The organism is Streptomyces sp. NPDC002623 (genome assembly GCF_053592635.1).
In genome coordinates this window covers 177323-203605 of sequence record NZ_JBSFWB010000015.1, presented here as the reverse complement: position 1 = coordinate 203605, position 26283 = coordinate 177323, and the positions used below count along the sequence as shown (strand labels likewise).

24 protein-coding genes are annotated in these 26283 nt (G+C 71.1%); 10 read left to right on the top strand and 14 right to left on the bottom strand.

The window, feature by feature from the left end:
* Window positions 1-73: 73 nt before the first annotated feature.
* Both ACWD4O_RS26870 and ACWD4O_RS26865 read right to left on the bottom strand, forming a co-directional pair.
* Complete coding sequence (locus tag ACWD4O_RS26870) at window positions 74-607, bottom strand: MarR family winged helix-turn-helix transcriptional regulator (RefSeq protein ID WP_451283555.1); 534 nt, start codon at window positions 605-607, stop codon at window positions 74-76.
* Window positions 604-1242, bottom strand: coding sequence for a type 1 glutamine amidotransferase family protein (locus ACWD4O_RS26865; RefSeq protein ID WP_451283554.1), 639 nt, complete (start codon window positions 1240-1242; stop codon window positions 604-606). The genes ACWD4O_RS26870 and ACWD4O_RS26865 overlap by 4 nt, the downstream gene beginning before the upstream one ends.
* 178 nt (window positions 1243-1420) lie before the next feature.
* Here ACWD4O_RS26865 and ACWD4O_RS26860 point away from each other — a divergent pair, with 178 nt between their 5' ends.
* The 4 genes from ACWD4O_RS26860 (at window position 1421) to ACWD4O_RS26845 (ending at window position 6815) form a co-directional block, all read left to right on the top strand.
* A complete protein-coding gene (locus ACWD4O_RS26860) occupies window positions 1421-2776 on the top strand; it encodes an aminotransferase class III-fold pyridoxal phosphate-dependent enzyme (RefSeq protein ID WP_451283552.1) in 1356 nt (451 codons plus the stop codon).
* Between the two features lie 155 nt (window positions 2777-2931).
* Window positions 2932-3633: a GntR family transcriptional regulator gene (locus tag ACWD4O_RS26855; RefSeq protein ID WP_451283550.1), complete on the top strand. Its 702-nt coding sequence runs from the start codon at window positions 2932-2934 to the stop codon at window positions 3631-3633.
* On the top strand, window positions 3630-6089 hold the full coding sequence (locus tag ACWD4O_RS26850) for a glycosyltransferase (protein WP_451283548.1): 2460 nt from the start codon (window positions 3630-3632) through the stop codon (window positions 6087-6089). Before ACWD4O_RS26855 ends, ACWD4O_RS26850 begins: the two co-directional genes overlap by 4 nt.
* Before the next feature lie 75 nt (window positions 6090-6164).
* Window positions 6165-6815: a hypothetical protein gene (locus ACWD4O_RS26845; protein WP_351910298.1), complete on the top strand. Its 651-nt coding sequence runs from the start codon at window positions 6165-6167 to the stop codon at window positions 6813-6815.
* On the opposite strand, the gene ACWD4O_RS26840 is transcribed toward ACWD4O_RS26845, so the two are convergent.
* The 3 genes from ACWD4O_RS26840 to ACWD4O_RS26830 all read right to left on the bottom strand — a co-directional run bounded on the left by ACWD4O_RS26840 (window position 6812) and on the right by ACWD4O_RS26830 (window position 10504).
* Window positions 6812-7105, bottom strand: coding sequence for a hypothetical protein (locus ACWD4O_RS26840; protein ID WP_451283546.1), 294 nt, complete (start codon window positions 7103-7105; stop codon window positions 6812-6814). The two genes, ACWD4O_RS26845 and ACWD4O_RS26840, sit on opposite strands and share 4 nt — an antisense overlap.
* Before the next feature lie 102 nt (window positions 7106-7207).
* Window positions 7208-9010 (bottom strand): bifunctional metallophosphatase/5'-nucleotidase, encoded by a 1803-nt coding sequence (locus ACWD4O_RS26835; protein WP_451283544.1) that lies wholly within the window; start codon window positions 9008-9010, stop codon window positions 7208-7210.
* A gap of 210 nt (window positions 9011-9220) precedes the next feature.
* Window positions 9221-10504, bottom strand: a complete 1284-nt coding sequence (locus tag ACWD4O_RS26830) for an adenylosuccinate synthase (RefSeq protein WP_451283542.1) — start codon at window positions 10502-10504, stop codon at window positions 9221-9223.
* A 209-nt stretch (window positions 10505-10713) separates the two neighbouring features.
* Here ACWD4O_RS26830 and ACWD4O_RS26825 point away from each other — a divergent pair, with 209 nt between their 5' ends.
* The 3 genes from ACWD4O_RS26825 (at window position 10714) to ACWD4O_RS26815 (ending at window position 13808) form a co-directional block, all read left to right on the top strand.
* Window positions 10714-11604: a diacylglycerol kinase family protein gene (locus ACWD4O_RS26825; protein WP_451283540.1), complete on the top strand. Its 891-nt coding sequence runs from the start codon at window positions 10714-10716 to the stop codon at window positions 11602-11604.
* Window positions 11605-11681: 77 nt separating this feature from the next.
* A complete protein-coding gene (locus ACWD4O_RS26820) occupies window positions 11682-12098 on the top strand; it encodes a DUF6086 family protein (protein WP_450951588.1) in 417 nt (138 codons plus the stop codon).
* 201 nt (window positions 12099-12299) lie between these two features.
* Complete coding sequence (locus ACWD4O_RS26815) at window positions 12300-13808, top strand: APC family permease (RefSeq protein ID WP_451283539.1); 1509 nt, start codon at window positions 12300-12302, stop codon at window positions 13806-13808.
* A gap of 6 nt (window positions 13809-13814) precedes the next feature.
* On the opposite strand, the gene ACWD4O_RS26810 is transcribed toward ACWD4O_RS26815, so the two are convergent.
* Window positions 13815-14330: a GbsR/MarR family transcriptional regulator gene (locus tag ACWD4O_RS26810; RefSeq protein ID WP_451283537.1), complete on the bottom strand. Its 516-nt coding sequence runs from the start codon at window positions 14328-14330 to the stop codon at window positions 13815-13817.
* A 74-nt stretch (window positions 14331-14404) separates the two neighbouring features.
* Here ACWD4O_RS26810 and ACWD4O_RS26805 point away from each other — a divergent pair, with 74 nt between their 5' ends.
* The 3 genes from ACWD4O_RS26805 to ACWD4O_RS26795 all read left to right on the top strand — a co-directional run bounded on the left by ACWD4O_RS26805 (window position 14405) and on the right by ACWD4O_RS26795 (window position 17205).
* Window positions 14405-15289 carry an ABC transporter ATP-binding protein gene (locus ACWD4O_RS26805; protein WP_451283536.1) on the top strand — a complete coding sequence of 295 codons (885 nt, stop codon included), beginning with the start codon at window positions 14405-14407 and terminating at the stop codon, window positions 15287-15289.
* Window positions 15290-15291: 2 nt separating this feature from the next.
* Entirely contained in the window at window positions 15292-16860 is a 1569-nt protein-coding gene (locus ACWD4O_RS26800) for an ABC transporter permease (RefSeq protein WP_451283611.1), read from the top strand.
* A gap of 84 nt (window positions 16861-16944) precedes the next feature.
* Window positions 16945-17205 carry a hypothetical protein gene (locus tag ACWD4O_RS26795; RefSeq protein WP_451283534.1) on the top strand — a complete coding sequence of 87 codons (261 nt, stop codon included), beginning with the start codon at window positions 16945-16947 and terminating at the stop codon, window positions 17203-17205.
* 43 nt (window positions 17206-17248) lie between these two features.
* Here the strand turns inward: ACWD4O_RS26795 and ACWD4O_RS26790 are convergent, their stop codons facing one another.
* The 8 genes from ACWD4O_RS26790 to ACWD4O_RS26755 form a co-directional block, all read right to left on the bottom strand.
* Window positions 17249-18466 (bottom strand): cytochrome P450, encoded by a 1218-nt coding sequence (locus tag ACWD4O_RS26790; protein WP_451283532.1) that lies wholly within the window; start codon window positions 18464-18466, stop codon window positions 17249-17251.
* A gap of 207 nt (window positions 18467-18673) precedes the next feature.
* Window positions 18674-19228, bottom strand: a complete 555-nt coding sequence (locus ACWD4O_RS26785; protein ID WP_451283530.1) for a hypothetical protein — start codon at window positions 19226-19228, stop codon at window positions 18674-18676.
* A 260-nt stretch (window positions 19229-19488) separates the two neighbouring features.
* Window positions 19489-20157, bottom strand: a complete 669-nt coding sequence (locus ACWD4O_RS26780) for a response regulator (RefSeq protein ID WP_451283529.1) — start codon at window positions 20155-20157, stop codon at window positions 19489-19491.
* A complete protein-coding gene (locus ACWD4O_RS26775) occupies window positions 20154-21557 on the bottom strand; it encodes a sensor histidine kinase (RefSeq protein WP_451283527.1) in 1404 nt (467 codons plus the stop codon). Before ACWD4O_RS26775 ends, ACWD4O_RS26780 begins: the two co-directional genes overlap by 4 nt.
* 157 nt (window positions 21558-21714) lie before the next feature.
* Window positions 21715-22392, bottom strand: coding sequence for a response regulator (locus ACWD4O_RS26770; protein WP_451283525.1), 678 nt, complete (start codon window positions 22390-22392; stop codon window positions 21715-21717).
* On the bottom strand, window positions 22389-23873 hold the full coding sequence (locus ACWD4O_RS26765) for a sensor histidine kinase (protein ID WP_451283523.1): 1485 nt from the start codon (window positions 23871-23873) through the stop codon (window positions 22389-22391). The genes ACWD4O_RS26770 and ACWD4O_RS26765 overlap by 4 nt, the downstream gene beginning before the upstream one ends.
* A 10-nt stretch (window positions 23874-23883) precedes the next feature.
* On the bottom strand, window positions 23884-25110 hold the full coding sequence (locus ACWD4O_RS26760) for an acyltransferase family protein (protein WP_451283522.1): 1227 nt from the start codon (window positions 25108-25110) through the stop codon (window positions 23884-23886).
* A complete protein-coding gene (locus ACWD4O_RS26755; protein ID WP_451283521.1) occupies window positions 25103-26194 on the bottom strand; it encodes an alpha/beta hydrolase in 1092 nt (363 codons plus the stop codon). Before ACWD4O_RS26755 ends, ACWD4O_RS26760 begins: the two co-directional genes overlap by 8 nt.
* Window positions 26195-26283: the final 89 nt, after the last annotated feature.

Genomic DNA, 26283 nt, shown 5'->3' with positions numbered 1-26283 from the left:
ACATGTGTGATCGAGACATGTGCATTCCAGCCGAGAATAATCCGGCCGTTCGGGGAGTAGGGGCGCGCGGTGTCTACGGTTCCGTAACGGGCGCGTCCGCGGCGGGCGATTCCGGGACGGTCGATTCCGCGGCGGGCGATTCCGGGGCGGTCGATTCTGCGGCGGGAGCCGCCAGGCCGTCCAGGACCTTGGACAGGCGTTCCAGCAGGCGGACGGCCTCGGCGAGCTCCGCCTCGCCGAACTCCTGCGCGAGCCGTTCGGCGAAGGCCGTGTGCCCGGGGTCGATACGGGCGATCGCGGCCCGCCCCTGCGCCGTGGGCGCGAGCAGCTTGGCGCGCCGGTGGGCGGGGTTGGGCCGGTACTCGGCGAGACCGCGCTCCACCAGCAGATCGGCTATGCGCTGCACGCTCTGCCGGGTGATGCCCATGACGCGGGCGATGCCGGACACCGGCAGCGGGTCGCCCAGCACCGCGCCGAGCACCTGCCACCGGGCGGCGGTGAGCCCGGCGGGCCCGGCCAGCTCCTCCGCGACGGCGAGGAACTGGCCGTTCAGCCGGAAGACCCCGAGGGCGCTGCGGCTGAGCAGTTCCTGACGTTCCCGGCTCACTGGACCCCGGCCTTCGCCAGCACCGCGTACGCCTCGGCGTCGGAGTCGTGGAACAGCCGGTACCAGGCGTCCAGCACCTCGCCCTCGTACACGCCGAGGAGCCGGAGGATCTCGCGCGCGAAGGCGACCGGCTCGGTCGGGCCCGCGGTGATCAGGCCCCGGTCGATGACGGCGTCCGCGTCGACGTACCGGTCGCCGCCTCCGTAGCCGGTGGCGGCCAGGTAGAAGGAGACGGCACTGGTGTGGTCGCGGTCGTCCAGCAGGCCCTCGCGGGCGAGGCCGGCGGTGGCCCCGCAGATCGCGGCGACGGGCGTCCCGGCGGCGAGGAAGGCCCGTGCGGTGCGGGCGAAGGGGGCCAGGTCGTCGGAGGTGTCCCAGAGGTCCCCGCCCGGCAGGATCAGCAGCCGGGCGTCCTCGGGTCGGACGTCGGCCAGGGCCAGGTCGGGCTGGATGCGCAGGCCGCCGACGCTGACGACGGGCTCGCGGGTGGGTCCCACGGTCCGGATCTCGTGTCCGGCGCGGGCGAGGTACGCCGTGGCGTGGCCGGTCTCCCAGTCGGCGAGGGCGTCGTACACGGCCAGGTACACCGGTTCGCGATCGCCGTGGTCGCTGTGGTCGCTGTGGTCGCTGTTCATGGTTCCTCCTCGGCCGACAATCTCTAAGGTCTCTATGACAGGATGCTGTCACTTGGGCAGCATGCTGTCAATGCCCTTCCGTCTCCTCCCACGCCCGACAACCTGTCGCGGAATCGCCCCCGGCACGGCACAGGACGCCGATACCGCTTCCGCATCGCGGACTTCTAGGCTTGCGGGCATGACCCCTCAGACCGACCCCCGGACCGGCGCCGCCGTGAAGGCCGCGGACCGCGCGCATGTCTTCCACTCCTGGTCCGCCCAGGAGCTCATCGACCCGCTCGCCGTGGCCGGCGCGGAGGGGTCCTACTTCTGGGACTACGACGGCAACCGCTACCTCGACCTGACCAGCGGGCTCGTCTACGCGAACATCGGCTACCAGCACCCGAAGGTCGTCGCCGCGATCCAGGAGCAGGCGGCCCACCTGACCACCTTCGCGCCCGCCTTCGCGATCGAGGCCCGCGCGGAAGCGGCCCGGCTGATCGCCGAGCGGACCCCCGGCGACCTGGACAAGATCTTCTTCACCAACGGCGGGGCGGACGCCGTCGAGCACGCCGTGCGCATGGCCCGGCTGCACACCGGGCGCGCCAAGGTGCTCGCCGCCTACCGCTCGTACCACGGCGGCACCCAGCAGGCCGTGAACATCACCGGCGACCCGCGCCGCTGGGCCTCCGACACCGCGACGGCCGGGGTCGTGCACTTCTGGGCCCCGTACCTGTACCGCTCCCGTTTCTACGCGGAGACCGAGGAGCAGGAGTGCGCACGCGCGCTCGAGCACCTGGAGACGACGATCGCGTTCGAGGGCCCGGGGACGATCGCCGCGATCATCCTGGAGACCGTTCCGGGCACCGCCGGGATCATGGTCCCGCCGCCCGGCTACCTCGCCGGGGTCCGCGAGCTCTGCGACAAGCACGGCATCGTCTTCATCCTGGACGAGGTCATGGCCGGGTTCGGCCGCACCGGCGAGTGGTTCGCGGCCGACCTCTTCGACGTGACGCCCGACCTGATGACCTTCGCCAAGGGCGTGAACTCCGGATATGTGCCGCTGGGCGGCGTCGCGATCTCCGGCGCGATCGCGGACACCTTCGGCAAGCGGCCCTACCCGGGCGGTCTGACGTACTCCGGGCACCCGCTGGCCTGCGCGGCCGCCGTCGCGACGATCAACGTCATGGCCGAGGAGGGCATCGTCGACAACGCGAAGCACCTCGGCGCGTCCGTCGTCGGACCGGGGCTGCGGGAGCTGGCCGAGCGGCACGCATGCGTCGGCGAGGTGCGCGGGGTCGGCATGTTCTGGGCCCTCGAGCTGGTGAGGAACCGGGAGACGCGCGAGCCGCTGGTCCCCTACAACGCGGCCGGCGAGGCCAACGCGGCCATGGCCGCCTTCGGCGCGGCCGCCAAGCGGGCCGGGGTGTGGCCGTTCGTCAACATGAACCGCACCCACTTCGTGCCGCCGCTGAACGCCTCCGAGTCCGAGGTGAAGGAAGGCCTCGCGGCCCTGGACACGGCACTCTCGGCAGCCGACGCGTACACGGAGTAGCGGTACGTCAGGGACTGATCAGGGACAGATCAGGGACGAGTCCGGGCCGTTACGCGCATAAGGCCTTGATTTCGTCGAACGCGTAAGGTGGCGTGCTCGTACATACCGACGAGCACGCCATTTTTCTCGCCCCTGACGATGGAGACGCCCCGACGATGCCAGGCAGCACCGGCAACGGAGCCGTGACGCGCAGCACCCTGCGACAGCAGATAGCCGACGCGCTGCGCGACGAGGTGCTGGCGGGGCGGCTGCAACCGGGGCAGGAGTTCACGGTGAAGGAGATCGCCGAGCAGTACGGCGTCTCCGCGACCCCCGTCCGCGAGGCCCTCGTCGACCTCTCCGCCCAGGGCCTCCTGGAGGCCGACCAGCACCGGGGCTTCCGCGTCCACGAGTACTCCGTCGAGGACTACAAGGGCATGATCGAGGCGCGCAGCCTGATCATCGAGGGGATGTTCCTCGCCCTGGAGGACGGCCGCCATCAGCAACGCAACTTCTCGGAGCCGCGGACGGCGGCCGCCATCGCGGGGGTGCGCCGACGCGGCGACGAGGCGCAGCGGGCCGCGGCCGCCGGCGACCTCACCGTCCTGATCGGCTACGACCTGCGGTTCTGGCGCGAGCTGAGCGCCCTGTTCGGCAACCCCTATCTCGCCGACTTCCTGCACCGGCTGCGGGTGCAGTCCTGGGTGTGCACGGTGCAGCACCTGCGCCGGCTGACGGATCTGCGCGGCAGCCTGTGGTCCGGCCACAGCGAACTGGCCGACGCCCTGTACGCCCGCGACACCGTCACCGCCCGGGTGATCCTCGCCGCGTACAACGACGACTCCATAGCCCTGATCGAACGACTGGCGGCGGAATGAGGGCGGACGCCCCCAGCACACCTGTGGAACTGTCCGTCGTGATCCCCGCCTACAACGAGGAACGCCGGCTCGGCCCCACCCTGGACGCGGTCGGCCGCCACCTCGACGCGACCGGGAGCCACTGGGGGACCTGGGAGATCCTGGTCGCCGACGACGGCTCCACCGACGCCACCCGCGAACTCGTCACCGTCCGCCGCGACCCCCGCATCCGGCTCGTCACCGGTTCCGGCTCGGGCAACCGGGGCAAGGGCCACGCCCTGCGCCTGGGCGTCGCCGCCAGCCGGGGCCGCCACGTCCTGGTCATGGACGCCGATCTCGCCACCCCCGTCGAGGAGCTGGAGCACCTGGAGAAGGCGCTCGCCGACGGACACACGGCGGCGATCGGATCGCGGGCCGTGCCGGGCGCGACCCTCGGAAGCCGTCAGCACCGGATCCGCGAACTCCTCGGCACCGCAGGCAACTTACTGATACGCCGGACGACCCTGCGCGGGATACGCGACACCCAGTGCGGGTTCAAGCTGTTCGAAGGCGACAAGGCCCGCGCCGCGTTCGCCGCCTCCCGCCTCAACGGCTGGGCCATCGACGTCGAGGTGCTGCGCCACTTCCAGCGCGTCGGCTGGCCGGTCGCCGAGGTGCCCGTGCACTGGTCGCACCAGCCCGGCTCGAAGATCCGCCCGGGGGACTACCCACGGATGCTGCGCGATCTGGTCCGGTTGCGGATACCGGTGCCGAGACCCGCGGACGTCCTCGTCGTCGTCCTCTTCCTCGCGATGGCCGTGACCCTCTACTCCGGCCGCTTCTTCGACCCGGACCACCGCTACCTCACCGACTCCCTCCAGGACCAGAACCAGTGGGAGTGGTTCTTCGCGGTGACCGCCGACAACGTCGCCCATCTGCGCAATCCGCTGTTCACCGACCTCCAGGGCTTCCCCGACGGCGTGAACCTGATGGCCAACACGACGATGCTCGGCCTGTCGGTCCCGCTCACGCCGTTGACCCTGCTCCTCGGCCCGGCCCTCGTCCTCAGCCTGGTGATGACGCTCGGCCTGGCCGCCACGGCGGTCGCCTGGTACCGGCTGATCGTGCGGCGGCTGGTCCGGCAGCGCGGGGCCGCCTTCGCCGGGGCCGCGCTCGCCGCGTTCGCGCCGCCGATGGTCAGCCACGCCAACGCCCACCCGAACTTCGTCGTGCTGTTCATGATCCCGCCGATCATCGAGCGCGCCCTGCGGCTCACGACCGGCGCGCGGGTCACCCGGGACGCGGTCGTCCTCGGCCTGATGGCGGCCTACCAGTTCTTCCTCGGCGAGGAGCCGCTGCTGCTGGCCGCGATGGGCATGGTCCTGTTCGCCGTCGCCTACGCCGCCGTACGCCCCGACGTCGCGCGCACGGCGGCCCGCCCGCTGCTGAACGGGACGGCGATCGCCGCCGCCGTCTGTCTCCCGATCGTCGTCTACCCGCTGGCCTGGCAGTTCTCCGGCCCGCAGAGCTACACCGGCATCGACCACGGCACCGCGCCCGGCGTCGCCAACTCCCTGCGCGCGCTGTTCTCCTTCGCCGAGCGCTCGGCGATCGCGGGCGACGCCGACAGCGCCGACGCGCTCTCCCTCAACCCGACCGAACAGAACGCCTTCTACGGCTGGCCGCTGGCCCTGCTCGCCTTCGCGATCACGGTCCGGCTGTGGCGGCAGCCGGCGGTCAAGGCGCTGGCCTGCACGGCGGCGGCCGCCGCGGTGCTGTCCCTGGGCCCGCGCATCCCGCTCCCCCTCACCGGCACGACCTTCCCCGGCCCCTGGTCCCTGCTCGCCGACCTCCCGCTCTTCGAGTCGGTCATCGAGAGCCGGATCGCGCTGGTCTGCGCCCCGCCCCTGGGCATGCTGCTGGCCCTGGCGATCGGCGGGCTGGCGCAGGCCCGCCGGCTCCTGACCCAGTACGCCGGACTGCTGGCCGTCTGCCTGGGGCTCCTCCCCCTCCTCCCGGCCCCCCTGAAGTCCGAGCCGCGCGCCGCGCCGCCCGCCTTCTTCACCGACGACGTCTGGAAGACGTACGTGCGCGACGGCGAGACGCTGGTCCCGGTCCCCCTGGCCGAACCCGAGGACGCCGAGGCCCTGCACTGGCAGACGGCGACCGGCCTCGGCTTCCGGATGCCCGGCGGCTACTTCAACGGCCCCCTGGGCGAGGGCGACCGCACCGGCGTCTACGGCGTCCCGCTGCGCTTCACGGCCGGTCTGCTGCGGGACGTGCGGCAGACGGGCGTCGTCCCGGTCGTCGACGCCGCCGCCCGGGCCGAGGCCCGCGAGGACCTCGCGTACTGGCGGGCGGGCGTACTGGTACTGGCCCCGCAGCGGTACGACGACCGGCTGCGTGAGACCGTGGACAAGCTCGTGGGCCTACCGGGTAGGCGGGTGGCCGGAGTATGGGTATGGGACCTGCACCAGGGGACGCAGAAGGGGAGCTGACGTGAGCCACACCGATTACCCTTCCCCTTACCCTGCCCCACGGGACCGAGCAACGCGCTGAGTGAGGAGCTCTCTTTGGCCTGTGACCTGTGGCTGGTGCCGCTCGTCGACGTGTTGTGCCACACCCCCGACAACCCCTTCGCCGACGAACTCGCCCAGTACAACAAGGTGCTGGCCGAGGCGGGGCTCCCGCCCGTGCCGGTGTACCAGTACATGCCCGGACTGTCCGGCGAGGTCGCCCCGGTGGCGGGCTTCGACTACGACGCCCTGCATTTCCTGCGCCGGGCCTACCTGCTCCAGGTGTGCCAGCTGCCGGTGACTCCGGTGGACGAACTGGGCGGCGACTACGAGCAGCTCCTGGAGATGTTCGAGGCGACGGCCCAGCAGTCGCACCTGGTCTGGCACTACGACCACGCGGGTGCTTACGTCCCCGTGGACTTCCCGCAGCCGCTCTCCAACGACGACCTGCTGGCGGGCGGCGGACCGCTCGGCTCCTCCCAGTCCCTCCTGCGGGAACTGGAGTTCGTGGCCCCGTCCCTCGGCATCGATCCGGCCAATCCGCCGACGGCTCCGCAACCGCCCGCCGGTCCCACGGAGTTGGAGGAACCGGCCAATCCCGCGCCGTACGATCCCAGCCCCTTCGCACGCGAACGGCACGTCTGGCTCGGACTGCACGCGGCGGCGACGCGGAGCCTGGCGCAGGGGTCGATGATCGTGTTCAGCTAACGCCCGAGGCGGGACAGCCCCTTCTGGACGTCTTCCCTGTTCATCACGGGTGTGTAGCTGATGTCGGCACCCAGTTCGAGGAAGAACGGTTCGCTGATCACCGGCATGTCGGAGGGATCCGCCATGTCGAAGAATATGAAGGCGGTCCGTCGGCCGCCGTCCGCGGTGAAGTAGGCCGCCTCGGGCTTGATCTGCTCCATCGACTCCTGGATCAGCTTCCCGAGGGTCCCGTTCCGGATGAGCTCGTTGGCCCTCTCCGTGTCCATGGACGCCTTCAGCATCATGCGCATCGCGGTCACCTTCTTCGGATCGACGCACACAGCTAGACTTTTTCATGATATGCCCGTAATGCCGGGTAGGACGCGATGAGCGCCCTACCCGGCACCGGGGTTCTAGAACACCGCCGTGCCCGCCTGCGTCAGCTTCCAGTTGGCGGCCGCGAAGTCGGCCGGGTTCAGCGTGCCCTTGCCGACGACGTAGTCGATCATCAGCTGACGGATCTCGTTCGTCGAGCTGTACGCGATGTCGGCGGCGGCGATGTGCGGGTAGCCGCTGCCGCCGTTGGCGCGGTAGTTGTTCACCGCGACGACGAAGACCTGGTCGTCCGCCACCGCCGCGCCGCCGTAGGTGAGGTTCCTGATCCGGGACCCTTCCGCCTGCGCGATGTCGATCTCGTAGTCGACGCCCGCCGCCGTGTCGTACATGTAGTCCCAGAAGCTGTTGGCGTTGGTGAGGGTCGCGGTGTCGACGGCCGTCCCGCTCGGCACCTGGTGGTAGTACTTCGCCGCGTACTCCAGGTAGTCCTTGAGCTGGGCCCCGGTGAGCTTCTTGCCGTAGAGGGTGTTGTCGTAGATGTAGAGGCCGGCGATGTCCTTGATGGTGACGCTGCCCGCCGGGATGTCGGCGGTACGGCTGAAGGGCGCGGCGACCGAGATCAGCGGGAGGGCCGCGTCGGCGGTCGACAGACCCGCCTTGACCGTCTGCATCTGCACCTCGTGGATGAAGTCCATGATGGGGACGTCCTTCCAGCAGGACTCCGCCGCCGAGAGGTCGGCCGTGCAGGTGCCGACGGACGTGTTGACGTACTTCACGACGAGTTCGTGATCGGCTTCGAGGAGCTTCTTGATCTCCGGGTCCTCGTCCACGGTGTTGGGGTTGAGGGTCTGCGCCGTCTTGCCGACGACCTTCCAACGCCCGCGCTCCAGCTCGACCTCGAAGTCGAAGACGCTGAGCCGGTAGCCCCAGCAGTAGGGCTCGGACAGCAGCACCTCCTCCCCCGTCTCGGCGTTCTTCACGGTGTACGACGGCACTTCCACATGCGTGTGGCCGACGAGGATCGCGTCGATGCCGGGGACCTGCTCGGCGACGAGGTTGGACGCGTTCTCGACGTACGGCAGCTCGTCGCCGTACGAGGACGAGCCGTCCAGGCCGGAGTGGTCGGTGAGGAAGACGACGTCACAGCCCAGCGCGCGCAGCCGGGGCACGTACTTCTTCGCCTGCTCGACGAGCCCCGGGAAGACCATCTTCCCGCTGACGTTGTCCTTGTCCCAGAGCGCGATGCCGGGGTTGGTGAGGCCGAGGATGCCGACCTTGATGTCCGGGGCGCCGGGGACGCAGATCCTCTTCACGGTGTACGGCGGGAAGGCGGGCTTGAGCGTCTTCGCGTCCAGGGCGTTCGCGCCGAGCAGCGGAAAACGGCACTGCTGCTCGAACTTGCGCAGCACCTCGATGCCGTAGTTGAACTCGTGGTTGCCGAGGGCGGCGGCGTCGTAGCGCAGATGGTTCATGGCGACGGCCATCGGGTGCTTCACGCCGCCGGTGATGGGGTCGACCCGGGCAAAGTAGTAGGCCAGTGACGTGCCCTGGATGATGTCGCCGGCGTCGACGAGCAGGACGCGCTCCTCGCCCTTCGCCGCCCGCTGCTGCTTGATGAGCGTGGCGACCCGGGCGACCCCGACCGAGTTGCCCTTGCTGTCCTTGTAGGCGGCGTCGGTGTAGTAGTCCCAGTCGAAGACATGGCTGTGCAGGTCGGTGGTGCCGAGGATGGAGAACGACCAGGTGCGCGGCGTCTTCGCGGGCCTGCGGCCCGCGGCCTCGGCGGTACCGGAACCGACCGCTCCGGCGACGGCGACGGCCGCCCCGGTGACGGCCGAACGCTGCACGAAGTCACGGCGGTTCATGGGGTTGACGGGCATTCGGAACTCCCGGAACTGAGCGAACTGGCGAGGAAGGGAACGGCAACTACCCGCGTAGATGCTTGCCTTCGCCAGTTACGGGCGTAACCGTGAACAGCCCATGGGCCGGTCAAGGATGTCCAAGACCGGCCCAAGCCGACGTGCTGTCGGGCGACTTGCTCTGCCGGTACGGGCTGCTGTGCCGGTACCGGCTCGCTGTGTCCGTGCGGCTTACAGGAACGAGTTGATCTCGATCGTCTCGTCCCGGCCCGGGCCCACGCCGATCGCGGAGATCGGGGCGCCGGACATGTCCTCCAGGGCCTTCACATACGCCTGGGCGTTCTTCGGGAGGTCGGAGAACGACTTCGCCTTGGTGATGTCCTCGGACCAGCCGGGGAGGGTCTCGTAGACGGGCTTCGCGTGGTGGAAGTCCGACTGCGAGTACGGGAGTTCCTCGACGCGCTTGCCGTCGATCTCGTAGGCCACGCAGACCGGGATCTCCTCCCAGCCGGTCAGGACGTCCAGCTTGGTGAGGAAGAAGTCCGTGAGGCCGTTGACCCTGGTCGCGTAGCGCGCGATGACCGCGTCGAACCAGCCGCAGCGACGGTCGCGGCCGGTGGTGACGCCCCGCTCGCCGCCGATGCGGCGCAGCGCCTCGCCGTCCGCGTCGAAGAGTTCGGTCGGGAAGGGGCCCGAGCCGACCCGGGTCGTGTAGGCCTTCAGGATGCCGATGACCCGGCTGATCTTCGTCGGGCCCACGCCCGCACCCGTGCAGGCGCCGCCCGCGGTCGGGTTCGAGGAGGTGACGAAGGGGTACGTGCCGTGGTCGATGTCGAGGAGGGTGCCCTGACCGCCCTCGAAGAGGACGACCTTGTTCTCCTCCAGGGCCTGGTTGAGGACCAGGACGGTGTCGGTGACGTACGGAGCGAGCTTCTCCGCGTAGCCGAGCAGTTCCTCGACGACCTGGTCGACCGCGATCGCGCGGCGGTTGTACAGCTTGGTGAGCAGCTGGTTCTTGGCGTCGAGCGCCGCCTCGACCTTCTGGGTGAGGATCGACTCGTCGTAGAGATCCTGGACGCGGATGCCGACGCGGTTGATCTTGTCCGCATATGTCGGACCGATGCCCCGGCCGGTGGTGCCGATCTTGCGCTTTCCGAGGAAGCGTTCCGTCACCTTGTCGACAGTCACGTTGTAGGGCGTGATGATGTGCGCGTTGCCGCTGATCAGCAGCTTCGACGTATCGACGCCGCGCTCGTTCAGACCGCTCAGCTCGGAGAGCAGGACCGACGGGTCGACGACGACACCGTTACCGATGACCGGCGTACAGCCGGGGGACAGGATTCCGGAAGGGAGCAGGTGGAGTGCGTACTTCTGGTCGCCCACGACGACCGTGTGACCGGCGTTGTTGCCGCCCTGATAGCGCACTACGTAGTCCACCGAGCCACCGAGCAGGTCGGTGGCCTTTCCCTTGCCTTCGTCACCCCACTGAGCACCGAGCAGCACAAGTGCGGGCACGCGCGTACACCCCTTCCGGGTGGGGCATGTCCAAGGTCAGGGGCGTACACGGTGGCTCTTTCCACCGCGTGCACCACCGCACGCACCGCGACCGCCGTTGGTCGCCGCTTGTCGGACCCGGATGCCCCGGAATAGACCAAGCCCCTGGCGCAATAGCGCAAGGGGCTCTTGCACAAAGATGCTACCCGAGGAAGCGAGGCAGGACCGAGGTGGCGACTTCTCCGACGTCCGATCAGCTGCTGGTGATCATCGATCCGGTCGCCCTGCGCACGGACGGGGAGTCCGTGCGAATCGCGAAAGACGTGCTCAGCGCGGGTGCGGCGAGTACCAAGGTGTGTCTGCCGCAGGACCCGGAGGAATTCGCCCGGGTCCTGGCCCGGCGGGGCTCCCGGCGGCCGGTGGTGATCGGCGACGACCGTGCGCTGACCCGGGCGGTGGCCCTGCTGCACCGGCAGCGGGCCCTGGCCGAATGTGTGCTGTCGGTGGTGCCGGTGGGCTCCATGCTGGGCGTCGCACAGGCCCTGGGGGTGCCCACGGGGGCCGTGGCGGCGGCCCGTGCGGTCCTGGACGGCGCCGAGCGCCGGCTGGACGTCCTGGTGGACGACAGCGACGGGGTGGTGCTGGGCGCGCTCCGGATCCCGCCCGTGCCGCTCGCCCCGCAGGACCCGCAGGACGCGCGGGACGAGGCGAACGGGGTGGACGGGGCGGAGGCCGGCGGCCGGCTCTGGCTGCGGACGTGCCAGTCGCTGGTGCGGACCCTGGTGCCCGCGCGGCCGTCCCGGATCTCCCCCGTCCCCGCCCCGACCGGGCCCGCGCGGCTGCGGATCGAGGTCGACGGCGTGACGCTGATCGATCTCGACCAGCCGGTGGAGGCGGTGTCGGTGATCCCGGGCACGGGCGCGTCCGGCACCGCGGCCGTCGAGGTGCGGCCGCTGTCCCTGGGCGCGGAGGCGGCTCCCCTTCAGGCCCGGGGGCGGACGGTGACCGTCTCGGGCGCGGACTTCCGCTACCGGTCGGACACGGCGATCGCGGGGCCGGTGCGGCGGCGGACGTGGACGGTGCGGGAGGGGGCGCTGGGGCTGATGCTGCCGGGGCGGTGAGCGGAAATTCCGGCCTGTCAGGGGCACGTCCCGCATAGGCTGCCCGGCCGGTGATCGTCGTTCGGGGAGGGGCCGTCATGAGCCAGTACTACGAGGTGGACGGGGAGTCGGTGTGGAACCCGGCGACACGGGCGTCCGAGCTGTTCCTGGCGCATGTGCGCGTGTACGAGGAATGGGTGGGCGTTCCGTCGGGCTTCGGGCCGATGCGCAACGACGAGTGCCCGATCGACGTGCCCGTCTTCGAGGCGTTCGCGAACGCTCTGCTGGACCGGCACAACCACACCGGTCATGCGATCGTCAACGCGCTGGCCGACGGCTTCGTCGCGACGGTGCTGGCGCTCGCCGCGCGGATCGGCCTCGATGTGCGCCTGCCGGAGCGGCCCGCCTCGCTCGACGGGTTCATGGCCGTGCAGGTGCCGTCGTCCGTGGACCCGGGCCGGGCGGCCCGGCTGCGCGCACAGGTCCTGGAGCTGCAGCGCGCCATGCCTCGCTGAGCCGTTGCCGTAGCCGTAGCCGCTTGCGCTTCCGTGGCCGTGGCCGTGGCCGTCGCCGTCGCCGTCGCCCGGGCGTTCTAAAGGTCTGGTTGACAAATATTTAACCGGTCCGGCCCCTTGAACGACTCATTGGGGCTACAGCATCCTCCTGCATCAGGGCGTCGATCCGGCGCGCGCGGCGGCAACGGAAGGGGCCACCCGATGGCAGTGCAGGAGGACGTCGCCCCCGAGGCGAGGACCGGCGGCGACGAGACCGTTCACCGGCTCAAACCCAACGCCATCGGTTTGCTCGGCGTGGTCTTCATGGCCGTCGCGACGGCCGCGCCGATCACCGCGATGACGGGCAACGTGCCCTTCATGGTGTCGGCGGGCAACGGCATCGGGGCCCCGGCGAGCTACCTCGTCGCAATGGTCGTCCTGGCGATCTTTTCCGTCGGCTTCACCTCGATGGCGAAGCACATCACCTCGACGGGCGCCTTCTACGGCTTCATCTCCTACGGTCTCGGCCGGTCCGTCGGCCTCGCGTCGGGCCTGCTCGCGACCTTCGCGTACGTCGTGTTCGAGCCGGCGCTGATCGGCATCTTCTCGTCGTTCGCCACCACGACCCTCCAGGACCAGACCGGCCTGGACATCCCGTGGTGGGCGTTCGCGGTGCTGATGCTCGCCGTCAACGCGACGGGCACCTGGTTCGGTGTGTCCGTCGCCGAGAAGCTGCTGGTCGTGCTGCTCGCGACCGAGGTGACGGTCCTCGCGGCGATGGCGATCTCGGTCGCCATCCACGGCGGCGGCCCGGACGGCTTCAGCCTCGACCCGGTCAACCCGGTCAACGCGTTCAAGGGGACCAGCGCCGGACTCGGGCTGTTCTTCGCCTTCTGGTCGTGGGTCGGCTTCGAGTCGACGGCGATGTACGGCGAGGAGTCCCGCAACCCCAAGAAGATCATCCCCAAGGCGACGATGATCTCGGTCCTGGGCGTCGGCGTCTTCTACGTGTTCGTCTCCTGGATGGCCATCTCGGGCACCGGCCAGTCGGACGCCGTGAAGATCGCCACCGACGACCCGCTGGGCCTGTTCTTCGGCCCCACCGAGCGGTACGTCGGTCACTGGGCGGTCGACGTCATGCAGTGGCTGATGATCACCGGGTCGCTGGCCTGCGGCATGGCCTTCCACAACTGCGCCGCCCGCTACATGTACGCCCTGGGCCGCGAGGGCGTCCTGCCGTCCCTGAAGACCACCATCGGCCGCACCCACGCCCGGCACGGCTCCCCGCACATCGCGGGCCTGGTCCAGACGGTCATCTCGGCCGTCCTGATCGGCGCGTTCTGGGCGGCCGGCAAGGATCCGTACACCGGGACGTACGTGCTGCTGGCGATCCTCGGCACGATGGCGATCCTGGTGGTGCAGGCGGTGTGCTCGTTCGCGGTGCTGGTGTACTTCCGCTCCCACCACCCCGAGAGCCGGCACTGGTTCCGGACCTTCACCGCACCGCTCCTCGGCGGGGTCGCGATGCTCGCCGTGGTGGCGCTGCTGGTGTCCAACATGGCCGTCGCGGCGGGTCCGGAGTCGGGCTCGCTGGTCCTGAAGGCCACCCCGTGGCTCGTCGCACTGATCGCGGCGGCGGGCCTCGGCTACGCCCAGTACCTCAAGCGACGGTCACCGCAGCGGTATCTGCTGCTGGGGCGGACGGTGCTGGAGGAGACGAAGGAGCGCTGACCCGCGTCAGGGGCCGAAGGTCTTGTCGCGGTGCTCCCGCCAGCGTTCCATCAGCCGGTTCAGTTCGCCGTCGAAGAACTCGAAGAAGGCGAGCGTCTCGGCGAGCCGCCGGCCGCCGGGAGTCTCCGTGCCAAGGCTTTCGACGCCCTCTCGCAGGGTCAGGCCCCACCGCTTCAGGATGGCGTCCCGACTGGTCAGCGTCTCGTACCACTGATCGCTGTGCACCCGGTAGCGCTCGCGCCGCGAGCCGGGTGCACGCTCGCGCGAGACCATGTGCACCTGCGAGAGATAGCGCACCGCCCCGGAGACCGCGGCCGGGCTGACCTGGAGTTGTTCGCCGAGTTCGGCGGAGGTCATGGCCCCGGAGTCGGACGCGAGCAGCGCGGCGAACACGCGGGCCGCCATCCGCTGCATCCCGGCCTCCACGAGCTGCGCCGCGAACGCCTCGACAAACCTCGACAGGGCCTCGGCGTCGCGCCCTGCCTCCTCGGTGTCCCGGCCGACCTCGGGTGATTCCGTCATGCGTGCCATCCTATCTGAGCTTCATACGCTTCCTTAACTTCACAATTTCCTGAAAGAAGCGTACGTTCTGAAACATGACGAAGGCCATCACGGTGTCCGGACTGCACAAGTCCTTCGGCCGCACCCAAGCACTCGACGGCCTCGACCTGGAGGTCGAGACCGGTGAGGTGCACGGATTCCTCGGCCCCAACGGCGCCGGCAAGTCCACGACCATCCGCATCCTGCTCGGCCTGCAGCGCGCCGACTCGGGCGCCGCCCAGATCCTCGGCCGCGACCCGTGGACCGAAGCGGTCGAGGCCCACCGCCGCATCGCCTACGTACCGGGCGACGTGACCCTCTGGCGCAACCTCTCCGGCGGCGAGGTCATCGACCTGTACGGGCGACTGCGCGGCGGTCTGGACAAGGCCCGCCGGGCCGCGCTCATCGAACGCTTCGAGCTGGACCCGACGAACAAGGGCCGCACGTACTCCAAGGGCAACCGGCAGAAGGTCGCCCTGGTCGCCGCGTTCGCCTCGGACGTCGACCTCCTCATCCTCGACGAGCCGACCTCGGGCCTGGACCCCCTGATGGAGGAGGTCTTCCAGACCTGCGTGGAGGAGGAACGCGACAGGGGCCGGACAATCCTGCTGTCCTCCCACATCCTCAGCGAGGTCGAGGAACTGTGCGACCGCGTCAGCATCGTCCGCAACGGCCGCACCGTGGAGACGGGCTCGCTGGCCGACCTGCGCCACCTGACCCGGACCAGCGTCACGGCCGAACTGGCGAGCGCTCCCAACGGGTTGGCGCACCTGCCGGGCGTCCACGACCTCGACGTACGGGGCCGGCGCGTCCGGCTCCAGGTCGACACGGACAAACTCGACGCCGTGCTGCGGTCGTTGACCGGGTCGGGGGTGCGGTCGCTGACCTCGACGCCGCCCACGCTGGAGGAACTGTTCCTGCGCCACTACCAGGAGGCGTGATGATGACGTCCCTCGTGGGCACGGGAGTGCTGCTGCGCTTCAACCTCCGCCGCGACCGGGTCGCGACCCCGATGTGGGTGGCGGTGAACACCCTCATGGTGATCTCCATTCCGGGCACCCTCAAAGGCCTGTACAGCACCGAGGCCGAGCGCGCCGACCTGCTGCACCAGGTCGCCGCCAACTCCTCCTTCCGCGCCCTGATCGGGCCCGTCTTCGACGACTCCCTCGGCGCCCTCACCGCCTGGCGCGTCGGCGTCTACGCGGGCCTCCTCGCCGCCGTCACCGGCCTCCTGGTCGTCGTACGGCACACCCGGGACGAGGAGGAGAGCGGCCGCCACGAGCTGATCGTGTCCGGCATGGTCGGGCGCCGCGCCTCCCTCACGGCGGCCCTGCTGGCGGCCGGGGTCGCGAACGGCGTGCTGGCGCTGCTGGTCACGGCGGGCCTGGCGGGACAGGGGACGGCCGGGGCGCTGGCCCTGGGCCTCGGCCTCGCCGGGGTGGGAATGCTGTTCGCCACCATGGCGGCGGTCGTCGCACAGCTCACGGAGAGCGCACGGCTGGCCCGGGGTCTGACGGCCGCCGCGCTGGGAGCCGCGTTCGTGCTCCGGGCGGCGGGCGACTCGTCGAGCGACGGGGGCTCCTCCGTGCTGACCTGGCTGTCCCCGCTCGGCTGGCTGGAGAACCTGCGGCCGTACGCGGACGAACGATGGTGGGTGCTGCTGCTGTTCGCGGCGGCGATCACGGCGCAGGGCGCGCTGGCCTACGCGCTGACCGGCCGCCGGGATCTGGGGCTGAGCTTCCTGCCGACCCGGCCGGGACCGCCGACCGGCCGGCTGGGCAGCGCCTTCGCCCTGGCCTGGCGGCTGCAGCAGGGCAGCGTGCTGGGCTGGAGCATCGGCTTCTTCCTCGCGGGGGTCGTCTACGGCGGCCTCACGGCGGGCGCGGCCGACCTGGTCGGCGACAACGACCGGGCCCGCGAGATCTTCGAGCGGATGGGCGGCCAGACGGGTCTGACGGACGCGTTCCTCGCCTCGATGATCGGCATGCTCGGCCTGATCGCCGCGCTCTACGTCGTCGCCTCCGTCCTGCGGCTGCGCGGCGAGGAGGCCTCCGGGGGCGCGGAACCGGTGCTGGCGAACGCCGTGGGCCGACTGCGCTGGGCCGCCGGGCATCTGGCGATCGCCTTCGGCGGATCCGTGCTGATCATGCTGCTCGCCGGACTGGGTTTCGCCGTCGGCTACGGCCGGGAGGTCGGCCCGATCCTGGGCGCCTGTCTGGTGCAGGTGGCCGGCGTCTGGGTCGTCGGCGGGCTGACGGTGCTGCTGCACGGACTCGTCCCCCGGGCGGCGACGGCGGCCTGGGCGGTGGCCGGGGCCGTGCTGCTGATCGGCTGGATCGGCCCCGTGCTGAACGCTCCGCAGGCGGTCCTGGACCTCTCCCCCTTCGGCCACCTCCCGAAGCTGCCCGGCGGCGGGATGGAGTGGGGACCTGTGCTGGTCCTTCTGCTGGTGGCCACAGGGCTGGTGGGGGCGGGGCTGGCCGGGTTGCGACGGCGTGACGTGATGACGTGATGTGACGACGTGATGTGACGACGTGATGTGACGGGGGCGGGTGTGTGAGCGAACCGGGTGCGGGCGGGACTCGTCTCCCACAGCATGAACCGGAATCGGAATGCGGTGGCGTGCGGTGGCTGTGTGCTGTCGATGGCGGGCGCGTTGACGGCCACGTCCGTGTGGCTCGCCCGGAGGCCCACGCGGATCCGACTGGGCCGCGGCTTCGAGAACGAGGGCATGGACCTCACCGTCCTGTTCACCCAACTGCCGCTGGTGTTCCTCGCCGGAGCCGCCCTCCCGGCCCTCGCCTACGTATCCCTCGCCCGCCTGCTGGGCGGCAGACGGGCGAGGGACGACACATGACGCCTCGAACGACGCCTCAGGCGGTTCAGGCGGTTCAGGCGGTTCAAACTGTGACGCTGAGGCCCTCCAGCCCCCGGATCACGAAGTTCGGCTTCCGCCGGGGCTCGGCCGCCAACGCCAGGGTCGGGGCCTTCTCCAGCAGCGCCGTCATGGAGGCCGCCAGCTCGATCCGGGCCAGGGGCGCGCCGATGCAGTAGTGGATGCCCGCGCTGAAGGAGATGTGCGGGTTGTCCTGACGGGTCAGGTCGAGCCGCTCGGGGTCCCGGAAGACCTCCCCGTCGTGGTTGGCCGACCCGAAGAGCAGCGCGATCTCCGCCCCCCTCGGGATCGTCGTCCCGGCGATCTCGATCTCGTCCAGCACCCACCGCTCGAAGAGCTGGAGCGGGGTGTCGTAGCGCATCAGCTCCTCCACGGCGGACGGCACCAGCGTGCGGTCGGCGCGCAGCGCCGCCAGCTGGTCCGGGTTGCGGAACAGCGCCTGCCAGCCGTTGACCGTGGCGTTCACCGTCGCCTCGTGACCCGCGTTCAGCAGCAGCACACAGGTCGAGATCATCTCCTGCTCGGTGAGCCGGTCGCCCTCGTCGTGCGCGGCGATCAGACCCGAGATCAGGTCCTCCCCCGGCTCCTTGCGCCGCGCGGCGATCAGCTCCCGCAGATACTCCGAGAACTCCACCGACGCCCGCACCGCCCGCGCCGCCACCTCCTCGGCGGGGTTCAGCTCGTACATCCCGCAGATGTCCGCGGACCAGGGCCGCAGCGGCGCCCGGTCCGACTCCGGGATCCCCAGCATCTCCGCGATGACCGCGACGGGCAGCGGCTCGGCGACATCGCTCAGCAGATCGCCCCCGCCCGCCTCCACCAGCCCGTCCACCAGCTCCCCGGCCAGCCGCCGCACATACGGCTTCAGCTGCTCCACGGTGCGCGGGGTGAACGCCTTCGACACCAGCCGCCGGATCCGGGTGTGGTCCGGGGGCTCCAGGTCGAGCATCCCGTGATCGTTGAGCGTGTGGAACGGCTCCTGCTCGGCCGGCGGCGCAGTCCGCCCGAAGTCCTCGTGCGTGAACCGGTGCTGATACGTCCGCCCCAGCCGCCGCTCCCGCAACAGCGCCGAGACATCCGCATGCCGTGGCACGAGCCACTGGTCGGTCGGCTCGTAGTAGATCACCCGCCCCCGAGCCCGAAGCTCGGCGTACGCCGGGTACGGGTCCGACACGAACGCGGGATCCCAAGGATCGAAGGAGAGGTCGTCGACTACTGCCATGAACGGACGCTAGCCCGCCGCACGGGGTGCTGACCAGGGGGGTCCTGCGAACGCCTCGGCCGGCGGCCCCTGGACGGCGACATCGAGGCCGAGCAGCCCGACGGCCCGGTCACCATGCCGCTGCGCCACATGTGGACCCCACTCGCCGAAGACGCCGGTGGAGCCGCCGGCGGATCCGCCGGATGGCCACCCCACCCGAGACAGGGCTCAGAGGGTCGGGAAGATCAGCGCGAAGAACAGCCACAGCAGTACGGCCCAGAAGGTCGCCGCCGCGAGCGACACCAGCAGGGAGCTGCGCCACTTCAGCACCAGGAACGGGAAGAGCGCCAGAACCGCCCAGTGCCCGGCCACATCGATCGTCATGCCGGCCGCCTCGGTGAGGGTTCCCGCGCGCCCTGTGGCGATGCGCCGCAGCAGCCGCTGGGAGACGAACCCGTACAGGCCGAAGACGATCGGGAAGAACCACACCGGTGTGATCGTGACCAGCTCGGACTCCGAGAACTCGTCGAACATCACCAGGTAGACGAGCCCGGCACCCATGAGACCGCCGACCAGCGCGATCACATAGAGGGCGGTCAGCGCGACCGGATCCGCCGCACCGGCCGGCGCGGGGACGGGCGAGGCATACGGAACGTCGGGCGGCGGCACCCGGACCACCTGGTGGCAGTGCGGGCAACGGACGTCCTGACCGGCACGGTCTGCCGAAGCCGATATCAAGTGCCCGCACGAGGCGTGGAATTCCATCTGCTGAACCGGGTTCATGCCCTGCTCCTCCCTCTTCCGAGCCGGCGCCGCCCGACACTGACGGCACGTCGGCGGCCCGCATCGGATCCGATCAGAGACAAGGACGTGGCCGGAGAACAGTCGGTTTCCGCTTTCCGCCTTTCCGCCGACGACCCATTTCCGCCTTTCCGCCGACGACCCACGCGCAGGTCGGCCTGGCCGCGCTCGGCCGGGCGGGCGGATGGACGGGCAGTCGGACGGCCGGGCAGTCGGGCAGTCGGGCAGTCGGGCAGTCGGGGTCAGCCCGGGGTCACCAGCCGTGCCTCGTAGGCGAATACCGCTGCCTGGGTGCGGTCCCGCAGGCCCAGTTTCACCAGGATCCGGCTCACATGGGTCTTGATGGTCGACTCCGCCACCACCAGCCGCTCGGCTATCTCCGCGTTCGACAGGCCGTGGGCGATCAGGACCAGTACCTCCGTCTCCCGTTCGGTCAGGTCGCCGTAGGACGCCTGGGCGGCCGTGCGGGACAGGCTCGGGGTGTCCGTCAGCTTGGAGAACTCCGTGATCAGACGCTTTGTGACGGAAGGCGCCAACAGAGCCTCGCCCGCCGCCACCACGCGTACCCCGTCAGCCAGTTGGCGGGCCGAGGCGTCCTTCAGCAGGAACCCCGAGGCTCCCGCGCGCAGCGCCTGGTAGACGTATTCGTCCAGGTCGAACGTGGTGAGCACCAGCACCTTCGCCGTGCCGTCCGCCGCCACGATCTCCCTGGTCGCCTCGATGCCGTTCAGCTCCGGCATACGGATGTCCATCAGGACGACGTCGGGGGTCAGTTCGCGGACCCGGTTCACCGCCTCCCGGCCGTTGACCGCCTCGCCCACGACCTCGATGTCCGGCATCGCGTTCAGCAGGACCGAGAAGCCCTCGCGCACCATCATCTGGTCGTCGGCGATCAGTACCTTGATCGTCATGCCCCACCCTCTTCGGCAGCACGCACGGGAGCGGACGGGCTCGTGGAGGGCTCGGCGGCCATCGGGACCGGCAGGAACACCGTCACCTCGTAGCCCCCCTCCCGTGTCGGTTCCGCCGTCATCTCGCCGTTCAGCATCGTGACCCGTTCCCGCATTCCGGTGATGCCGTGGCCGGCGCCGGGTGAGGGCTTGATCAGGGTCGGGTTGGGCGGGGCGCCGTTGACTATGCGCAGGCCCAGACCGCCGAGGACGTACCCGATCTCCACTCGCGCGCTCGCCCCGGGCGCGTGGCGGAGCGTGTTGCTCAGCGCCTCCTGGACTATTCGGTAGGCCGACAGCTCCACGCCCTGCGGCAGTTCGCGCACCGCGCCGGTGACCCCCTTCTCCACGTCCAGGCCGGCCTCCCGCACGTTGGCGAGCAGCCCGTCCAGCTCGGCGAGCGTGGGCTGCGGGGCGTCCGGGACCTCGTAGTCCTCGGCACGGACCACGCCCAGGACCCGGCGCAGCTCCGTGAGGGCCGCCACCGCGTTCTCCCGGATGGTCGCGAAGGCCTTCTCCAGTTCCGGCGGCGGGTTCTCCACCCGGTAGGGGGCGGCCTCCGCCTGGATGGCGACCACCGACATGTGGTGCGCGACCACGTCGTGCAGCTCGCGGGCGATCGTGGTGCGCTCCTCCAGCAGGGTGCGTCGGGACCGCTCGTGCGCCGTCACCGTCTCCTGGGCCGTCACCTTCTCCTCGGCCTGCCGACGGATGTGCCAGACCGTGATGGTGAGCAGGATGATCGCGGAGAAGACGAGCATGGGCGCGGTGTTCGTGGCGTAGTGGTCCCACCCGAAGGCCGTCTCGGCGACGAAGCCGTAGGCCGCCGTCATCAGCCACATCCACGCCGCCGTGCGGGGACGGGTGCGTATCGCCACGACCGTCAGGACGATCAGATGGGAGGCGAAACTGCCCGGGAGCCAGGGCCAGTCGCCGTAGGTCGAACCGACCAGGGCCACCGCCGTGGTCGAGGCGAGGGACAGCCAGAACGCGCCGATCGGCCGCACCAACGTCATCAGCACCGGCACCAGGGCCAGCAGGCCGAGTACAGCGCCCAGACTCCCTCCGCCGTTGTCTGCCGAGGCGATCATCATCGCCAGGACGCCGCCCGCCCCGACCACCGCGTGCCGGTACCAGGTCGCGTACTCCCGCCTGCGGCCCTTCAGCCGGCCCAGGACGGGGCCGGTGGGCTCCTTGCGGGGCAGCGGGCGGTAGGCGAAGGCGTCGTGGATCAGGTCCTGTCGCAGGCCGCGCAGGGCTTCCACGGCCGCCCGGAACTCCGGGCTGCGCGGCCGATAGGCCTCGAAGGAGTCGTCCGGCTCATCCGGGTGTGCGGTGTGCGTCTGCGTCGTCTCGGTCACGTTCAAAACGGTAGGCGTAGCCGGGGGTCGCGGTCGTCACCAGTGAGAGGGGTTCCTGTCCGTCCCTCTCAAGTACTACGGGTTCGACAGGGGACCGCCGGAGCGGTGCAGCTCGGTACCGCGACCCTAGGTGCCCCGACCCTCGGTACCGCGCCCTTCAGTACCCGGCCGGTCTCACCAGCCCCGACTCGTAGGCGAACACCGCCGCCTGGGTGCGGTCCCGCAGGCCCAGTTTCACCAGGATGCGGCCCACATGCGTCTTCACGGTCTGCTCGGCGACGAAGAGGTGGCTCGCGATCTCCGTGTTGGACAGCCCCTGGGCGATGAGGGTGAGCACCTCCGTCTCGCGTTCCGTGAGGTCGCCGACCCGTTCCTTCAGCGGAGCTCTGGGCTTGCCGTCGAGACGGGAGAACTCGGCGATCAGCTTGCGGGTGATGCCGGGGGCGAGCAGGGCGTCGCCGGCCGCGACCACCCGGACCGCCTCGGCCAGCTGGTCCGCGGAGGCGTCCTTCAGCAGGAACCCGGACGCACCGGCCCGCAGCGCGTCGTACACGTACTCGTCGAGGTCGAAGGTGGTGAGCACCAGCACCTTGATGTGGGGGTGGTCGAGGGTGATGCGGTGCGTGGCGTCGATGCCGCCGAGCTCGGGCATGCGGATGTCCATCAGGACGACGTCCGGGGTGAGTTCGGCGACCTTCGCGATCGCGTCCCGGCCGTCCACCGCATCCCCGATCACCTCGATGCCGGGGTGGGCGTTGAGGAGCACGGTGAAGCCCTGCCGGACCATCTGCTGGTCGTCGGCGATCAGTACGCGGATGGTGCCGCCGGTCGTCATCGGTTTCCTTCGCGAGTCGGGGACGGCCGGGTCGGGTCGTCCGGGCCGTCGGGGCCGTGCGGATCTTCGGGGCCGTGCGGGCCACCGGGGCCGTCGGGGCCGTCCGGGAAGAGGAGTTCCAGGCCCTCCGGCGTTCCGAGGTCGTCGGAGTCGTCGGAGTCGTCGGGAAGCGGCGCCGTGCCGTCCCTCGGCAGGAACGCCGTGACGGCGAAGCCGCCGTGCAGGGTCGGGTACGCGTTGACGTGGCCGCCCAGCATCACCGCCCGCTCCCGCATGCCGAGCAGACCGTGTCCCGCTCCCGGGGAAGGCCGTACGGGCACGCTCGGGCGGGAGTTGATGACCTCCAGATGCAGACCCCGAGGGTCGTGGGTGACCTCGACGCGCACCCGGGAACCCGGCGCGTGCCGCAGGGCGTTGCTCAGCGCCTCCTGGACTATCCGGTACGCCGACAGCTGCACGCCCGGCGGGTACACGGGCGCCTCGCCCTCGACGACCGCGACCACGTCCAGTCCCGCGGCGCGGGTGTTCTCCATCAGGGCGTCGAGTCGGTCGAGCGTGGGCTGCGGGGCGTCCGGGGCGGTACCGGCGCCGGCCGCGCCGAGGCCGTAGGGGTCGTCGGGGTTCTCCGAGCGCAGGACACCGAGCACCCGGCGCAGTTCGGCGAGCGCGTCGAGGGCGTTCTGCCGGATGCCGGCGAGGTTCTCCTTGAGTTCCTCGGACGGGTTCTCCACCAGGTGCGGGGCGACCTGCGCCTGGATGGAGATCACCGACATGTGGTGGGCGACCACGTCGTGCAGCTCGCGGGCGATCCGGTTGCGCTCCTCCAGCACGGTGCGGCGGGCGCGTTCCTCCGCGGTGATCGTCTCCTGTTCGACGAGCTGGGTGCGGGCCTCGCCGAGGCCGCGGAAGGCCGTGCCCAGGAGGACGACGGCCCCGAAGATCGCGACTGCCGTGACCCCCGTGGAGGTGTACGTCGCGCCGCCGACGAGGCCCTGGATCACCCAGGTCGTCACGGCGGTGGCCGTCAGTGCCGCCAAGGAGACCCGGGTACGCACCCGCAGCGCCATGAGCAGGAGCACGAGGGTGTGGGCCAGGATCTGGGGAACGGTCCAGGGCCAGTCCGGTCCCGGCCACGGGTGACCCACCAGGGCCGGTCGCGCGGCCACCGCGGCGACGACGACTCCGGCCAGGGACAACGCCCACGCGGGCACCGGCCGCCGCAGCGCGAGGACGACGGCCACGCCTTGCGCGAATCCGGTCAGCACACCGAGTTCCACGCCCAGGCCGTAGCGATCCAGCTGGTCCGTGCCGGCCAGCGCGATACCGAGGGCGCTACAGCACACCACCACGTACCCGAGCACCCGCAGCCAGCGGCGTCCACGCCGGGCGAAGGCTTTGCGGCGGGCCGCGCCGCCGGTGGGGGCGAGCGCCGCGCCGTCGAGCGGGGTGCGGCCCTCAGCGGAGCTCTCCTCGCCGGTCACGGGCTCAACCCTAGGCACTGCGCGCCGCCTTCGTCTCCGGCCGGCCGGAACGGTGGTGGACGCGGATCACCCGGGACCCCCGGCCGTCGGCACGGCGTGCCCCCCGATCCTGCCCCCGCTCGTAGGAGTGGAACGCCGCCCAGCACACCCCCAGCACCAGCGCGAAGACCGGCAGCCACAGCAGCCTGACCGCCACCCAGTCCAGCCCGTCGGGGACGGTGTGCAGGCCGGGCAGCCGGCCGGCCAGGAGGCCCGTCGCGGTGGTCGCCATCATCGCCGTCTGATGCCAGAGGAACACGGTCATCGCGGAGAGGTTGACCAGCGCCACTCCCGCCCAGACCACAGGGCGGGCCATGGCCCGGCGCAGTCGGTCGCGCAGCAGCAGGGCCAGTCCGCACTGGGCGAGTCCGAAGGTGACGGCGGCCAGGGTCGGCGGGTTCAGGTTGGACACCGCCGCGCCGGGCACGCCCACCATCGACGCCGGGTAGCCGGCGAAGCCGACCAGCAGGGCCGTCATCGCCGCGCCGCCGACCAGCAGTGTCCGGCCCGCCCGAGGACGCTCCAGTTCGCCGCGGGTCCAGGCCGCGCCCAGGGTGTACGGCACCAGCCAGCCCGCCGCCAGGTTCACCCAGCCGAGCCCGTCCGGGCCGCCCAGGCCGAAGCGCACCACGTCCACGTGGAGGACGACGGCCAGCGGCCACAGTGGGTTGAGCCGGGCCAGCAGCGGGGTCGCCGCCGTCAACGCGGCGAAGACCAGCAGGAACCACAGCGGGGACAGCGCGAGCTTGACCACGGTGTGCAGGGTGACGAAGGACGCGCCGCCGAGCAGCAGCCCCAGCCCGGCCGCCGTCCACACCGCCAGGACGGCCATGACCGGCTTGAACAGCCGGGCCAGGCGTGCCCGTAGCCAGTCCCGGTAGGTTCCGCCGCGCGCGCGGGTCGAGGCGAGGCTCCGGGTCGCCACATGGCCGCCCACCATGAAGAACACGGCGAGGGTCTGGAACACCCAGGAGACCGGCGCCAGCCAGGGCATCGGACCGAGCGGGCTCGCGGCGCGCAGGGTGCCGCCGTCGGCGACCAGGGCGGTCACCAGCCAGTGGCCCAGCACCACGCCGAGGATCGCGAAGGCGCGCAGGGCGTCGACGGCGCGGTCGCGCTGCGGGGGCGTCGCGGCGTCGATGCGGGCCGCCGCCCGCCGTGTCCCGGGCAGTCGGCGTGCCTGATGTGTCTCACGCATCGGTGACCTCCGAGGTCTCGCCGAGGACGATCCGGGCGATGTTGGCCAGCGCGGCCGAGCCCGGCCGGAAGTAGTCGCTGTGGCCGCCGGCGCCCGCCGCGAAGACATGGGCGCCGAACGACGCGGACATCGGGTCGGCACCGAGGCCGACCGTCGTGCCGAACAGGTCGACGCTGACGTGCGGGACGTCCGCCACCCAGTCGTCGGCGCCCCGGGCCGCCCAGACCCGCGCGCGGGTGCGCAGGTCTGCCGCGGTGTCCACGCCCGTGCCGGGGCTGCCGAGCAGCACGAGGTCGGAGACGTCCAGGCCGGGGGCCGCCCGGCCGCACACGACCGTGCCGTACGAGTGGCAGAGGAGGGAGACCTGGGTGTCCGGGCCGGTGAGGGTGCGCAGCCCGCGCAGGAACTCCCGCAGCTCGGGGGCCGCTTCGTCGGCGCGGGCCGGCGTGATCACCGTCGCGCTGACCGTGCCCGGCGTGGTGTAGCCGAACCACGCGACAACGGCCGTGCGCGCACCCGAAGCCCGGCGCGTGCCCGACTCCTGGCCCGCACCTGACTCCCGAACCGTGCCCGACGCCCGACCCGTACCCGACTCCCGAACCGTGTCGGACTCCCCCCGCGCGCCCGACTCCTCCTCAAGTCGCTCGTACAGCGCGGCCGCTCCCGCTCTGAAGCGGGCGTAGGTGTCCAGTGAGGTGTCGGAGCCCGGTATCAGGATCGCGACGCGGTCGGCGTGGGTGAGGTCCCCGAACACCTCGGTCGCGCGCCCTTGGCCACGCGCGTCGAAGGCGAGCAGAGTGCGGGACGGGGACGCGAACCCCTCGTCGGCGGCGGCGCGGTGGCGGTCGCCGTGGGCGGCGGCCATCCGGGCGGCCAGTGCGGCGTTGGCCCGGTTGGCGGCGTACGCCTTCTCCAGCGTCGCGGCCGTCACCGGGGCGAGGTCGGCAGGCGCCGGGGCCGGGATCTGCGGACCGGCCGCGGCAGCCGTGAGCGGGACGACGACCGCGGCGGTGATGAGGACGGCCAGCAGAGCGCGGAACCAACGCCGTGCCGGGGACGTTCCCCCTCGGCCGCCCCGCTGCACGCGAATGCGCCGCGCCCGAGGCGTCGCCCCCTCGCCACCCCACCGCACGCGAAAGCGCCGTGCCCTGGACGTTCCCCCTCGGCCGCCCC